The 14,363-nt window shown below is 54.4% G+C and carries 13 protein-coding genes; 12 read left to right on the top strand and 1 reads right to left on the bottom strand.

Features of this window, described 5'->3' with window-relative positions; translation table 11 throughout:
- Positions 1–367: 367 nt before the first annotated feature.
- The 6 genes from N0M98_RS01170 (at position 368) to N0M98_RS01145 (ending at position 8,211) form a co-directional block, all read left to right on the top strand.
- Positions 368–3,043, top strand: coding sequence for a valine--tRNA ligase (locus tag N0M98_RS01170; protein ID WP_249862248.1), 2,676 nt, complete (start codon positions 368–370; stop codon positions 3,041–3,043).
- Between the two features lie 7 nt (positions 3,044–3,050).
- Entirely contained in the window at positions 3,051–4,436 is a 1,386-nt protein-coding gene (locus N0M98_RS01165) for a bifunctional folylpolyglutamate synthase/dihydrofolate synthase (RefSeq protein ID WP_259616693.1), read from the top strand.
- 7 nt (positions 4,437–4,443) lie between these two features.
- Positions 4,444–5,832, top strand: a complete 1,389-nt coding sequence (murC, locus tag N0M98_RS01160) for a UDP-N-acetylmuramate--L-alanine ligase (RefSeq protein ID WP_249862250.1) — start codon at positions 4,444–4,446, stop codon at positions 5,830–5,832.
- A 152-nt stretch (positions 5,833–5,984) separates the two neighbouring features.
- Positions 5,985–6,209, top strand: a complete 225-nt coding sequence (locus N0M98_RS01155; protein WP_249862251.1) for a DUF1450 domain-containing protein — start codon at positions 5,985–5,987, stop codon at positions 6,207–6,209.
- A 55-nt stretch (positions 6,210–6,264) separates the two neighbouring features.
- On the top strand, positions 6,265–6,771 hold the full coding sequence (locus tag N0M98_RS01150) for a ferritin (RefSeq protein ID WP_249862252.1): 507 nt from the start codon (positions 6,265–6,267) through the stop codon (positions 6,769–6,771).
- A gap of 102 nt (positions 6,772–6,873) precedes the next feature.
- Positions 6,874–8,211: an SPOR domain-containing protein gene (locus tag N0M98_RS01145; protein WP_249862253.1), complete on the top strand. Its 1,338-nt coding sequence runs from the start codon at positions 6,874–6,876 to the stop codon at positions 8,209–8,211.
- A gap of 313 nt (positions 8,212–8,524) precedes the next feature.
- Here the strand turns inward: N0M98_RS01145 and N0M98_RS01140 are convergent, their stop codons facing one another.
- Positions 8,525–9,829 (bottom strand): N-acetylmuramoyl-L-alanine amidase, encoded by a 1,305-nt coding sequence (locus N0M98_RS01140; RefSeq protein ID WP_259616692.1) that lies wholly within the window; start codon positions 9,827–9,829, stop codon positions 8,525–8,527.
- A 124-nt stretch (positions 9,830–9,953) separates the two neighbouring features.
- Between N0M98_RS01140 and N0M98_RS01135 the strand changes: the two genes are divergently transcribed.
- From N0M98_RS01135 to mreD, 6 genes are all read left to right on the top strand, one after another.
- Positions 9,954–10,196, top strand: coding sequence for a DUF4321 domain-containing protein (locus N0M98_RS01135; RefSeq protein WP_249862255.1), 243 nt, complete (start codon positions 9,954–9,956; stop codon positions 10,194–10,196).
- Between the two features lie 115 nt (positions 10,197–10,311).
- Positions 10,312–10,917 (top strand): Maf family protein, encoded by a 606-nt coding sequence (locus tag N0M98_RS01130; protein WP_259616691.1) that lies wholly within the window; start codon positions 10,312–10,314, stop codon positions 10,915–10,917.
- Between the two features lie 57 nt (positions 10,918–10,974).
- Positions 10,975–11,664: a RadC family protein gene (gene radC / locus N0M98_RS01125; RefSeq protein ID WP_249862257.1), complete on the top strand. Its 690-nt coding sequence runs from the start codon at positions 10,975–10,977 to the stop codon at positions 11,662–11,664.
- Positions 11,665–11,833: 169 nt separating this feature from the next.
- Complete coding sequence (locus N0M98_RS01120) at positions 11,834–12,868, top strand: rod shape-determining protein (protein ID WP_249862258.1); 1,035 nt, start codon at positions 11,834–11,836, stop codon at positions 12,866–12,868.
- Positions 12,869–12,903: 35 nt separating this feature from the next.
- Entirely contained in the window at positions 12,904–13,773 is an 870-nt protein-coding gene (gene mreC, locus N0M98_RS01115; protein WP_249862259.1) for a rod shape-determining protein MreC, read from the top strand.
- Positions 13,770–14,297, top strand: coding sequence for a rod shape-determining protein MreD (gene mreD, locus N0M98_RS01110; RefSeq protein WP_249862260.1), 528 nt, complete (start codon positions 13,770–13,772; stop codon positions 14,295–14,297). Before mreC ends, mreD begins: the two co-directional genes overlap by 4 nt.
- Positions 14,298–14,363: the final 66 nt, after the last annotated feature.

Below are 14,363 nucleotides of genomic sequence, written 5' to 3'. Positions count from 1 at the left end.
GCCCTGGAGTTGCAATGTTCAAAGCATAAGAGACCCAATCGGCCTGTCGCCTACATTTCAGAAGAAGGTGCGAAAGCTTCGGGCGTCTTATGCGAATAGACACTGCCGGCCGCAGCCGTTACCTGTTAAGTGCCGCATGGAGAGCCGTTTTTGTACGCTTTGCCCTCATAAGCGAGGCAAGCGCGAATCCAATACGCTATTCAAGCGGAATAAAGGTGGTACCACGGAAGCAGATCCTTTCGTCCTTTGCGGCGAAAGGATTTTTTTGTTGTTTTGGGAAACGGCGCATACGGCCGGTTCTTCGGCTTCACCGTGAATGCCCGAAACCAATAGTTATGAATGACTTGATAAATGGAGGTTTATACGTATGGAAGAGACCAAAGCAGCACAAACGCAGGGATCGGCAACTTCAATGCCGACCACTTACGATCCGAAGGAAGCGGAGAAAAAATGGTACGATTATTGGCTGAAAGGCGAATATTTTAAAGCGGGGCAGCGGCAGGACGCCGAAACGTATACGATCGTCATTCCTCCTCCGAACGTAACGGGGATGCTTCACATCGGCCATGCGCTCGACTTCACCTTGCAGGACATTATGGTCCGCACCAAAAGAATGCAGGGCTACGATGCGCTGTGGCTTCCCGGCTCCGACCATGCGGGCATTGCGACGCAAACGAAAGTGGAGCAAAAGCTGCGCGAGGAAGGCGTAACCCGATACGATTTGGGTCGGGAGAAGTTCCTTGAGAAAGTGTGGGAATGGAAAGAAACCTACGCCAACACCATTCGGGAGCAATGGGCCAAGATGGGCTTCTCGCTGGATTATTCCAGAGAACGTTTTACGCTCGACGAAGGATTGTCCAAAGCGGTTCGCGAGGTGTTCGTCAAGCTGTACGAAAAAGGGCTGATCTACCGCGGCAACTATATTATCAACTGGGACCCGGCGGCGCGCACGGCGCTTTCGGATATCGAGGTGGAATATAAAGAAGTTCAGGGTCATTTGTATCATTTGCGTTATCCGGTAAAAGACAGCGGCGAATCGATCGTCGTAGCGACGACGCGGCCGGAGACGATGCTCGGAGATACCGCCGTCGCCGTTCATCCGGAGGACGACCGCTACAAGCATCTGATCGGCAAAATGCTCGTGCTGCCGATCATCGGCCGGGAAATTCCGATTGTAGCCGACGAGTACGTCGAGAAAGATTTCGGCAGCGGCGCCGTGAAAATTACGCCGGCCCACGATCCGAACGACTTCGAGGTCGGCAAACGCCATGATTTGCCGCAAATTCTCGTCATGGACGATACGGGCACAATGAACGACAACGCCGGCAAGTACAAAGGCTTGGACCGTTTCGAATGCCGGAAGCAAATCGTCACCGACATGAAGGAATCCGGCGTTCTCATCAAGATCGAGGATCACGTTCATCAAGTGGGACACAGCGAGCGCAGCGGCGCCGTTGTCGAGCCGTACTTGTCCACCCAATGGTTCGTCAAAATGAAGCCGCTCGCCGATCGTGCGATCGAAGCGCAAAAAGCCGGCGAAGGCGTTAACTTCATTCCGGACCGGTTCGAGAAAATTTACCTGCACTGGATCGAGAATGTGCGCGACTGGTGTATTTCCCGCCAGCTTTGGTGGGGGCACCGGATTCCCGCCTGGTACTGCGAGGATTGCGGTGAAATGCATGTATCCCGCGAAGCGGTAACCAAGTGCTCCTGCGGCAGCGCGAATCTTCGTCAGGACAACGATGTGCTCGATACTTGGTTCAGCTCCGCATTGTGGCCGTTCTCCACGCTCGGCTGGCCGGATGAAACCGAAGATATGAAACGTTACTACCCGACCAGCCTGCTGGTGACGGGATACGATATTATTTACTTCTGGGTGGCGCGGATGATTTTTAGCGCACTCGAATTTACGGACCAAATTCCGTTCAAGGATGTGCTGATGCACGGCCTCGTACGCGACGCGGAAGGCCGCAAAATGTCCAAGTCGCTCGGCAACGGGGTCGATCCGCTGGAAGTGATCGAGAAGTACGGAGCGGACGCCATGCGCTTTATGATCTCCACCGGCTCCACACCGGGGCAGGATCTTCGCTTCCGCTGGGAAAAGGTCGAGCAGGCGCGTAATTTTGCCAACAAAATTTGGAACGCATCCCGTTTTGCGCTGATGAATCTCGGGGATTTCAAGGCCGAACAAATCGATCTGACCGGTTCGCTGAGCACGGCCGACCGCTGGATTTTGCATCGTTTGAACGAAACCGTGCGGGAGGTTACCCGCCTCATCGATTCGTACGAGTTCGGCGAAACCGGACGACTGCTGTACAACTTTATTTGGGACGATCTTTGCGACTGGTATATCGAGTTCAGCAAGCTGTCCTTATACGGCGCCGACGAGCAGGCGAAGCATACGACCCAATCCGTCCTTGCTTACGTGCTGGACCGCACTCAGCGTTTGATTCATCCGTTCATGCCGTTTATTTCCGAGGAAATATGGCAGCATCTGCCGCATGAAGGCGACACGATTACATTGGCGCCATGGCCGGTATATGAAGCGGGTCTGGAAGCGCCCGATGCGGTTCGCGAAATGGAGCTGCTGATGGATATGATTCGTACGGTCCGTAACATCCGGGCGGAAGTGAACGTGCCGATGAGCAAAAAGATCGAGCTGCTGGTGAAACCGGCAAGCGAAGACACTCTAGCTATTCTGAAACGGAACGAAGAGTATGTGAGACGTTTCTGCAATACGTCGCTGTTTGATATCGGCATGGAAATCGCCACTCCGGACAAAGCCATGACAGGCATCGTAACCGGCGCCGAATTGTATCTGCCGCTTGCCGGGCTGATCGACATTTCGCAGGAGCTGGCAAGATTGGAGAAGGAGCTGCAGACGCTGCACGGCGAAGTGGAACGGATTGAGAAGAAGCTGAACAATCCGGGCTTCGTAGCGAAGGCTCCGGCCAAAGTTATCGACGAGGAAAAAGCGAAGCTGGCCGATTATGCCGACAAGCGGGATAAAGTGAACGCCCGTCTGGCAGAACTGAGAGGGTGAGTTTGAAGTGAGCGAAACGAACGTGACAGCGCAACAAACGGCAGGCGCTTTTCGCACCGCGGCGGAAGCCGTCAATTGGATCGTCCATTTGATCCCTTTCGGAATTAAGCCGGGACTTAAGCGGATGGAGAAGCTGATGGAGCTTCTGGATCATCCGGAACGCCGCCTCAAATTCATTCATGTAGCGGGAACGAACGGCAAGGGCTCGGTCTGCGCTTTCCTGACGGAAGTGCTGAAGCAGAGCGGATACGATGTGGGGACGTTTACGTCCCCTTACATTGAGAAATATTCGGACCGGATTCGCCTGAACGGCGAAAATATCCCCGATGAAGACCTGGTGCGCGTAGTTAACAAGATCAAGCCTCTGGCCGATGAAATCGCCGCGAGCGAGCTGGGCCAGCCGACGATGTTCGAAGTATCCACGGCGGTAGCCATTGAATATTTCGCTCATGTCGCTTATCCCGACTTCGTCGTGTGGGAGACGGGCCTTGGAGGCCGGCTCGATTCCACCAACGTCGTCGCTCCGATCCTGTCGGTTATCACGAACATCGGGCACGACCACATGGAAATATTGGGCGATTCGATCGCCAAAGTCGCTGCGGAGAAGGCGGGCATTATTAAACCCGGCGTCCCGGTCGTCAGCGCGGTCGGCCAGCCCGAAGCGGTCGAAGTGCTGGATCGGACGGCGAAGGAGAAAAACAGCACGCTTTATTTGCTGGATCGGCAATTCCGTTACGAAGCGTTGTCTTCGCGGGAAAACGATCAAACGTTCCATTTTTACAGCCCGTTCCGCAATATTCCGGATCTCGGCATCTCGATGAACGGCCGGCATCAATTTCAGAATGCGGCGGTTTCGGTGATGGCGCTGGAGCTGCTGCGCCAATATTATGCGCTGATCGTGGAGGACGATGTGCTGGTTAAGGCTCTCAAGGATACGCGGTGGGCCGGCCGGATGGAGATGATCTCGCAAACTCCGCGCATTTTGATCGACGGGGCTCATAATCCCGAAGGCGGGGCAGTACTAGCACAGGCGCTTAAGGAAACTTACACATACAATAAACTACACTTCGTTATGGGAATGCTTTCGACAAAGAATCATTCCGAATATTTGCGGCATATACTGCCATTGGTGGATACCCTCATCCTTACCGAGCCGGATTGGCACAAAAAGGAAGATGCTGCTAAGCTAGCCGAGCTGGCCAGAACGCTTTTACAGGAGATCGGTCGAACCGATGTGGACGTGATCGTGGAACCGGATTGGAAGGCGGCGCTGGAGCAGGTAAAAGGCAGAACGGCAAAGGACGACCTGGCCGTCGTTTCCGGCACGTTGTATTTAATAGGAGATGTTCGTTCCTGGATCTTACATCAATCCGATTCTGAAAAAGGCTGGTGAGAGCGGCGTGAATACAACAGAGCACATCCATTTTATCGGTATTGGCGGGTATGGCATGAGTGCTATCGCCAAGGTTATGCTGGAAATGGGCTACCATGTTTCGGGGTCTGATTTGGCGCGGCAGGAGCTGACGGAAAAGCTTGTCGCCAAAGGAGCTCAAGTGTTTATCGGTCATGAGGCCGATCATGTCAAAGGGGCGGATGTCGTCGTTTATTCGACCGCGCTGTCCAAAGACAACGTAGAGATAGCCGAAGCCGAGAAGCTGAACATACCGATTTTGCACCGTTCCCAAATGCTGGCGCGATTAATGAACGCCAAGAAGGGAATCGCCGTAGCGGGAGCGCACGGCAAGACGACGACGTCGTCGATGATCGCCCTCGTGCTGGAGCAGTGCAAGCAGGATCCGACCTACATTATCGGCGGAGAAATTATGAACGTGGGCAGCAACGCCAAAGCGGGACAAGGCGATTGGGTCGTGGCGGAGGCCGACGAGAGCGACGGCTCTTTTCTGCAGTATCATCCCGCCATTGCGCTTGTGAACAATATCGAAGCCGACCATCTGGAAAACTATGACGGCGACTTTGAAAATTTGAAAAAAGCGTACGCCCAATTTTTGAGCCAGGTCAAGGCGGACGGCAATGCGGTCGTATGCAAAGACGACCCTTACCTGCGCCAGATGATCCCCGATATTCAAAGCGAGGTCATTACTTACGGCATAGAAGAGCAGGATGCCGATTATATAGCGCGCAATATCGATTTGGGCGACCGCAAGGTTCGCTTTGACGTCGTTCGCCGGGGAGAGCACCTCGGAACGATCAAGCTGTCGGTGCCGGGCAAGCATAACGTGTACAACGCGCTCGCCACGCTGATTACTTGCATGGAGGCGGGACTTGCGTTCGGACAGGTGGCCGAGGCGATTACCGATTTCCGCGGCGCGAAGCGGAGATTCCAGGTGCTGGGCGAGGTGAACGACATCCTCGTGATCGACGATTACGCCCATCATCCGACGGAGATCGAAGCGACGATCAGCGCGGCCAAAGCGACAGGGAAAAAAATTACGGCCGTATTCCAGCCGCAGCGCTATACCCGAACCTATTTCCTGTTCGAGCAGTTCAGCCGCGCGTTCCCGGAAGCGGACGAAGTCATCATTACGGATATATACTCTCCGGCCGGAGAGAAACAGATTGAAGGCATTTCCTCGGCGAAGCTGGTCGAGCTGATCCGCCAGAACAGCAATGCGAACGTGCGCTACATTCCGAGCAAGGAAGAGGTGCAAACCTACTTGCTGTCTCATGTGAAGCGCGGAGATTTGGTGCTGACTATGGGCGCAGGCGACATATGGAAGGCCGCCGACGGGTTGGCCAGAGCGCTGGAAGCGAAAGCAAGCTCGCAATAAGACGATAACCGCAAGGAGGTCACTCTCCGATGCGGTTTTTCTTTTGTTTCGACGCCTAAAAAAATTGGCTTGTCTCCGTCTCCGAACCAATTGACAATGATAATGAGAACTATTATCATTTGAATGAAATATAGGAAAAGAAGGGAAGCCTTATGAAGAAGATCAAATACTGCTGCCGCAATTTAAAACGGGGCTCCAAGAGCGTATATAAGACGATCAAGAAGGAATTTCCGGACATTAAGCAGAAGAAGAAAGATTGTCTGGGCAACTGCAAGCTCTGCTCCAAGCAGTGTATGGTGATGGTCGGCAAGACGAAAATCGTCTGCGCCTCCTCGGCCGATAAGCTGTATGACGAGCTGCGGTATTTGATCGGATGAAAGGCTTATGTATAATAGGGTAGAATACCAAACCATTAAGGAAGGTCGTGTTAGTTTGTTAAACGATGCATTAAGCGAAGCGCTAAACGAGCAAATGAACTTTGAATTTTATTCCTCCCACGTGTATTTGGCGATGGCCGCTTATTGCTCGGGCGAAAGCTTGGACGGATTTGCCAACTTTTTTATCGTGCAAGCGGAAGAGGAACGTTTTCACGCAATGAAAATATACAAGTTTCTGAACGACCGCGGCCGTCGGGCGACGATCACGGGAATGGATCACCCGCATAACGAATACCGGTCGATGCTCCACGCCTTCGAGCAGGCCTACGAGCATGAGCAGACCGTAACGAAACGGATTTACCATTTGTCCGACATTGCGCTGAACGAGCGCGAGCATGCGACCATTCACTTTCTGAAATGGTTTATCGACGAGCAGGTGGAGGAGGAAGCGATGTTTGACAGCATCATCCACAAGCTCAAACGGATCGATAAGGACAGCAACGCGTTCTTCGTGCTCGATACCGAATTCTCGCAGCGCGTATTCACGCCTCCGGCCAACTAAGATCTGAAGGGCGATCCATCGAAATCGGACTTGCCTGTTCTAATTAGGACGACTCTCTCATAGTCTAGTAATACGAAAACGGGACAAGGGAGAGAAGTAGAAATGAGCAGGAGCAAAATGACGTTTCGATTTGATCATACTACCCCTGGACGGAAGCAAAACGCCGAGCGGACGGTGAAAGAGGAACCGCCGGTCATTCCTCTTCATGTAGAGGAATACCGCGTTGTGGAGGAGCGCCAGCCGGAGAGCTTGACGAATCTGGACAAAGTATACGGAATGCAGACGACAACCGCTTCCGAAACGGAGCGCAAAGCGCCGCTTATCGACGCCCAGCAGCTGAATCCGTATACGACCGATTACGGCGGCTGGCAGAGCTCCTTCGATACGGAGACGAACAGAGTGGAGCGGATTATCCGGGAATCGGCCAATCATAAGACGAACAGGTCGCAGCCGCAGGAGCATTCGGAAGGAAGAGACAGGGACGCCGGAGCGTTTGGAAGCGGCGATTATGTGCCGCCTCAGGAGCCTATTCGCGATCATCAATGGTATATTCCCGAAGACCCTGTCTTCGTATCGAGTCCGCCGAAGCCGAATACATCCTGGCTGAAAGTAGCGACTTCGGTAGCCGGAGCGATTGTAACCGGCATCGCCTTCGGATTTTTCGTGCTGTCGATGTTCTCCGGGGATTCGCCGGAAAAAGCCGCGAAGGACGCTTTGTCCGGCCAACCCGCCGCAGTGAATCAGGCCGGCGGCGGAGTTAAGCAGGATGCGGCAGGGGCTGCGGTTCCGGCATCGGCCGCGGCGGGCGCCGCGGTAACCATTCCGGCCAAAACCTACAGCTTCCTGCAAAGCGGCGTATTCAGCACGCCGCAAAGCGCCGATGCGGCTCAGGCCGATCTGAAGAAGCAAGGATTCGTCGCCGTCCGCGACAGCGGAGACAAATATCCCGTTTACGTCGGGATATCGATGACTCGGGACGAAGCGCTCGGTCTCGCCCAGAAGTTCAAGCAGAAAAATATCGATGTCATCGTTAAAAATGTCGATTTGCCCGCCGTGAGCAAAGCGAAATGGAGCGGCAAGACGGCCGACGCGCTTCCAAGCTTTATCAACCAAGGGGATAGTCTGCTGCAAACAATCGCTCCCCTTACCGTAGCTCATCTGTCGGAAGCGAAGCCGACCCCCGCCGATGCGGCGGCCGTGCAATCGGTCAAAACGGCGCATCAGGCCTGGATCGGGCTGAACGCTCAAGTAAACGAAGGACTGGCCGACGATGCCAAGGCGATCGTGCAGCGAATGAATACGGCGATGCAGACGGCGGTCGTCTCGGTCGACGAATACAGGAAAAATCCCGCGGCAGCGTACATGTGGCAGGCGCAGACGGCGCTGATGCAGTACGTCGTGGCGGAGAAGGAGCTGCGGGCCGCGGTTGCTGTGCAGTAAGCAAGACGGGCGATGACGAATCGCCGAAGGGCCGCGCGGCATAGCGCAAATCAAACAAAGACGAACGGGATCAGCCTGACGGCAGCCCGTTCGTCTTTGTTTGGTTGTTTAGGAAATGATGCGCAGCCATATCCTGTGGATATCCGGGTTCTCCCCCGAAAGTAAAGCCTACCCCATAGAACGATCCCAGAGGAAGGGTTAGACGCCGATCCAGCGTAGGCTGGATGCGGACGGAATAAGCTTCAGAGCATTACGTCACTTGTTCCTAAGGCGGCTTGGCGCGAGCGCCGGCCAAGCTGCCTGAAGCTTCGCGTCACTTCGGCGACGCGGTTTTTTCGCTTTGCACGTAGCGGTCGAGCAATGCCGCCGCTTCGGCGCGATTCATGCGGCGGTCCGGCATATACCGGTCCGCCGTCATGCCGTCGATCCAGCCGGCCTGCTTGAGGCCGGCGATCGCCTGCGCCGCCCAGTGCTCGGGCGGCACGTCCCGGAACGGCTGCGGCGCCGTGCCCGCAGCGGCGGTGCCGTCCAGCGGCAGCGCGAGCCGCTGGAACATCGCGGCCACCTCCGCGCGCGTGACCGGCTGGTCGGGGCGGAGCGTCCCGTCCGCGTAGCCGTCCAGCACGCCGGCTCTGACGGCCTTGTTCAAGGTAGCATAGGCCCAGTGTCCCGGGGCCACGTCCTTGAAGCGTTCCGTCGCGGCGACGCCGCTGCAGGCGTTCGGACCGTACACCTCGCCGGTTACGGTGCCGCTTGCCGCGCATTGGCCGGTCGCGGCGGAAGCTTGGGCCTTCGACAAGTCGAAGACGCGGTCCAGTAAAGTAACCCATTCCGCGCGCGTCAGCTCGCGATCCGGCTGAAACTGGCTGCCGACGCCGTCGATAATGCCGAGCTGCTGCAGCCGGGCGATCGGCTCGCTGGCCCAATGGCCGCGAATATCGGTGAATACGGCCGATTTGCCGTCAAGCGGCATATAATTTTCGATGCCAAGGGCGATTGCCTTGGCCATCTGCGTTCTTGCTTTGTCGCTAGCGAGCAAATCCGCGTCCTGCGCGTTGGACAGAAACGCCGTCTCTACGAGGATGCTCGGGATCGTTCCCATTCGCACGACGTAGACGGAGCTTTCCATCAGCCCGAGGCTGCTCGTGCCCGTCGTCTCAACAAACTTGTCCAATACGGACTGCGCAAGCTTCCGGCTCTCTGGCGTCAATGCCGCCATTTGCGGACTCGCGGGGTAATCCGCCTGAGGATAGGCGGAGTCGTAATATAAGACCATAGCGCCCCGGCTCGCGGGATCGAAATAAGAATTGGCGTGAACCGATACGAACAGGTCCGCATGCTGCGCGTTGGTAAAATCGACCCGGTCTTTTAAAGATACGTAAGTATCGTCCGTCCGCGACATAGCCACTTCATAGCCCTGCTGGGTCAAAAAATCCTTTAATTTGCGGGCAATATCGAGATTGACGGTTTTTTCATACAGGCCGTTTACCCCGACAGCCCCGGGATCGGAGCCTCCGTGGCCTGCATCCACAACGATTTTTGCGGCGAAGGACGAGGTCGGAAGAGCCATCCACAGCGCTAGGAAAAACAAGATGATAGTCAATGGCCGACGCTTCAAAACGAATCCCTCCTCATTTCATTGTACAAGGCGCCGATGCCCGTTGTAAGCAGGTAACATTCTCCAAATCTATGCTATAATGACGGAGTGAGCATACATTTCGGTAGAGGAACGGGAATTCGGAATGAAAAAGAATACATTTACTTTTATTTTATTGCTTATCATAGGATTAGTAGCCGGAGCGCTGGTCGGCCAGCTGCTGGCGCCTGTGCCCGGACTGTCGTTTTTGACGAAGTCCGTCGAGCTTGCCTGGGAGCCGCGGGCGGATCTGCTTGTGCTAAAATACGATTTTCACATCCAATTGAAGCTGAATTTGATCAGCCTGCTCGGCCTGGCGGCGTCCTTCTGGATTTACCGGAAGCTGTAGCCGCCTGGCGGCTCAGTTTGAATCATTCGGGAACAAACGAGCGAAAGGGTCATTTGTTTACCGCGCCAGTGGCTGGGACTCGCCTCCATACTTTTCGAAAGCAAGGAGATTGTATATGTCGAATTTGGGACAAAAAAAATTGATACTCGCGTCTTCGTCGCCGCGCAGGCAGGAATTGATAAGATCGCTCATGCTGCCTTACGAAATCCGCGTGAGCGACGTGAATGAAGATACGGAGCCGGGGCTTAGCCCGGCCGGCATCGTGGAACAATTATCCAGTCGCAAAGCGGCGGCTGTCTGCGAAATGTATAAGCAAGAAAACAAGAGAGAAGGCATTGTGATCGGCTCCGATACCATCGTCGTGCTGGAAGGCGCCGTTCTCGGCAAGCCGAAGGACAAGGAGGACGCCCTGCGCATGCTGACGGCGCTGCAGGGCAGAGCTCATCGGGTATACAGCGGCGTAGCCTGTATCGATCTGGAGTCGGGACAAGAGGCGGTTTCTCATCAGGTCACATTAGTTTACATGAAGCCGTTGACGAGGAGCCAGCTTGAGCGTTATATTGATACGGGCGAGCCGATGGATAAGGCGGGCTCTTATGCGATTCAAGGGCTCGGAGCCACGATCGTCGAACGGATCGAGGGCGATTATTTCAATGTCGTCGGCCTTCCGCTGTCGCTGCTCAGCGATATGCTGAACGGTTTTGGCATTGCTGTTATTTGAGTCTTCGTCATGCTATAATGAGGGTTCAATGACTTTTTTAACGAAAGAGGGGAATGAATGGAATCGCCCAATTTGACATTGCGCGATGTCCCAAACGAAGAACGACCAAGAGAACGCATGATGCAGTATGGGGCTCAAGCATTAAGTAACGCGGAGTTGTTAGCTATTCTACTACGTACGGGAACCGTGCAGGAATCGGCCGTTCATTTGGCGCAGCGGCTGCTGAGCCAAGCCGGCGGATTGCGGAACCTTGTCGATATGAGCCTGCAGCAATTAACCGAGATCAAAGGAATCGGAGAGGCCAAAGGACTTCAAGTTCAAGCGGGCATCGAGCTTGGGCGAAGACTGGCGCGCAGCGGGATGACCGAGACGGTCACGGTTCGTTCGCCCGAAGACGTATCCGGTTTAATGATGGAGGAAATGCGTTATTTGCAGAAGGAGCATTTCGTATGCTTGTTCTTAAACACAAAAAATCACGTTATTGGGCAGGAAACGCTGTCGATGGGCAGTTTGAACGCATCGATCGTGCATCCGAGGGAAGTGTTTCGGGCGGCGATCAAGAGAAGCAGCGCTTCGATCATTTGCGTGCATAACCACCCGAGCGGCGACCCTACTCCAAGCTCCGAAGACGTTCAAATGACGCAGCGGCTTGTGGAAGCCGGAGATATCGTAGGCATCGACGTGCTCGATCATGTCGTGATCGGCGACCGCCGTTACATAAGTTTGAAGGAGCAAGGTTTGATGTAATATAATAGTTACAGATGAGGAATTTTCCTCATTTTTAAAGAAAATGAAGGTTAATACGGGACAGAGAATGTCAGCTTTTGCCCGGATCGCTATACATGCAAGATGTGTCGGAAACGGGTCTTTTGCAGTTTGTTTGGACGTGCAGTCATAAAGGAAGGGAGTACCAAAAATGTTTGGTGGTTTTACGAAAGACCTGGGGATCGATCTGGGCACAGCAAATACATTGGTCTATGTGAAGGGGAAAGGCATCGTCGTGCGGGAGCCGTCCGTTGTGGCGCTGCGCACCGATACCAAATCCATCGAGGCCGTAGGCAACGACGCAAAAATGATGATTGGCCGTACTCCCGGAAATATTCGCGCAGTCCGTCCGATGAAGGACGGGGTTATCGCCGATTTTGACACGACATCTACGATGATCAAATATTTTATACGCCAGGCGCAAAAGGACCGCTGGCTGTTCCAGCGTCATCCGAGCGTCATGGTATGCGTGCCTTCCGGCATTACCGCCGTGGAAAAGCGTGCGGTGGAGGATGCGACCCGTCAGGCGGGAGCCCGCGACGCTTTTACGATCGAGGAGCCGTTCGCGGCTGCGATCGGCGCGGACTTGCCGGTGTGGGAGCCGACGGGCAGCATGGTCGTCGACATCGGGGGTGGAACGACGGAAGTGGCCGTCATTTCGCTCGGCGGCATCGTAACGAGCCGCTCCATCCGCGTTGCGGGGGATGAGATGGATGACGCCATCACGCAATACATTAAACGGACTTACAATCTGATGATCGGGGAACGCACTGCGGAATCGATCAAGATGGAGATCGGGTCGGCGCTGCCGATGGACCCTTCGGTTCGCTTCGAAATTCGCGGCCGCGACCTGGTTAGCGGTTTGCCTAAGACGATGGCGGTGACTTCCGATGAAATTACCGAGGCGCTGAGCGATACCGTATTCAGCATTGTCGATGCGGTGAAGGTGACGCTGGAGAAATGCCCTCCCGAGCTGTCGGCCGATATTATGGACCGCGGTATCGTGCTGACGGGCGGCGGCGGCTTGCTGCGCAATCTGGACAAGCTGCTGTCCCGCGAAACGGGAATGCCGGTGCTGGTTGCCGAAAATCCGCTTGACTGCGTAGCTATCGGTACGGGAAGAGCGCTTGAAAACATCCACCTGTTCAAAATGAAATCGGGTCCTACGAGCAAATCCAGACGTTAAAAATATGAAGCGGTAAAGGTTAGAAGGTGTATGCTTTGAAATTATTGGGGAATAAGAGGCTGCTCATCCTAATGCTTGGCCTCATTTGTTTCATCGCCCTGATGGGCTTGACGCTGGGAAAACGGCAGCAAACGACCTGGCCGGAGAAATTTTTGGGCGATACGATTTCATGGACACAAGGATTGTTTTATAAGCCCGCTGGCTATATAGCGGGTTTCTTTGAGGATATGAACCAAATGCGTACGATCTTTATCGAAAACAAAGTATTGAAGCAGACGTTGACGAAATATGCGCGCGACACGACGCGGCTAAACGATCTTGAGCAGCAGAACAAACGGCTGCAGGAAGCGCTCGGCTTTACCGAACGGCAGAAGCAAGCCAACAACTACACGTTCCGGATTGCCGAAGTGGTTGCGCTGAGCCCCGACGCTCTGAACAATACGGTTCGCATCAACCTGGGAGAGAAGGACGGAGTCAAGCCGAATATGGCCGTTGTCTCGGTAGACGGTCTGGTCGGGCGGGTCATGCAGACGTTTTCGTTTTATTCGAACGTTCAGCTGCTCAGCGGAGTCGACGATACGGCCAATACGTCCAAGGCGATTTCCGTCACGATCAAAAATCGCGAAAACGAGTCGTTCGGCATTATCGAGAGCTACGATCCTGCCAGCCAGAAGCTGATCATGACCAAAATCGACCCGAACGATAAGCTGCAGGTCGGGGACGAAGTCATCACATCCGGACTGGGCCAAGTGTTTCCGAAGGGGATTCCGGTAGGCAAGGTGATTTCGCGGAAGCCCGGCAACTTCGGCATTTCCCATGAAGCGGAGATTCAGCCTTACGCGCGATTCGACCATCTGAGAGAAGTATTTGTAGTCATTGTTCCGGAGCAGGAGGAAACCCAGTGACGCGGAAGTGGTTATGGATTATCCTCGGGGCGCTGTTTATTTTGGAAGGAACGCTGCTGCAATGGCTAATTCCCGGGGTATGGCAATCCAGAGTTTACGTGGCGCCGCATTTTATACTGGTTATCGTTCTTTATATCGGACTCTATGTCAATCGGCATACCGCGCTTTGGTACGGGCTTATTTTCGGGCTGCTGCAGGATATCATGTACTACTCGCCTATGCTTGGGCCGATCTCGTTCGCTCTCGGCTTGACCGGTTATTTGGCGGGCCTCACGCACCGCAGGCTTTATTCCAATATTGTCGTCAGCATGCTGGTTATTGTTCTCGGCAACTTGGCTTACGAATTGATCGTATACGGACTGTACCGTTTGTTCCAGACAACGCATCTGGATTTGCAATGGGCTTTCCTCCATCAGATGCTCCCAAGCGCTCTGATCAATCTTCTCTTTGCCCTAATCGTGTATGTCCCGGTAAGAAAGCTTTTTGAGGGCATGCACAGCGGGTCTTCCGCCTCGGAGGAATAATTTTCAGCGAAAAAGAAGGAGATCTGCTGAAAAAAGCCGAAATGTATAGGCTGGGAGGTTGGAGGA

It is taken from the genome of Paenibacillus doosanensis (assembly GCF_025060755.1).
In the GTDB taxonomy this organism is placed as follows: domain Bacteria; phylum Bacillota; class Bacilli; order Paenibacillales; family NBRC-103111; genus Paenibacillus_S; species Paenibacillus_S doosanensis.
This window is presented reverse-complemented; position numbering and strand designations above follow the sequence as displayed.